This is a genomic window from Pseudoalteromonas aliena, assembly GCF_038155085.1.
Lineage (GTDB): Bacteria > Pseudomonadota > Gammaproteobacteria > Enterobacterales > Alteromonadaceae > Pseudoalteromonas > Pseudoalteromonas aliena_A.
Window position 1 is genome coordinate 1 of sequence record NZ_JBAKAU010000325.1, and the last position, 206, is coordinate 206.

Genomic DNA, 206 nt, shown 5'->3' on the forward strand with positions numbered 1-206 from the left:
CCACACCCTCACAGTTGCCTGGGTTATAGTTCGCAGAATTATCGTTATCCTTGCCTGCAGCAATGACTACAACGGTACCGTTACTGCGTGCTGTGTTAATTGAGTTTTGAGTTGTAGAGCTACATGAACCGCTGCCGCCTAAACTCATGTTTATTACATCGGCAGGATTTGAATTTGTAGGTATGCCTGAAACATTACCGCCCGAT

General features: G+C 45.6%; 1 protein-coding gene. It reads right to left on the bottom strand.

Annotated features, from left to right (window positions below; translation table 11 throughout):
* On the bottom strand, nucleotides 1-206 hold a 206-nt coding region (locus V6260_RS19600; RefSeq protein ID WP_341595648.1), incomplete at both ends, for a S8 family serine peptidase.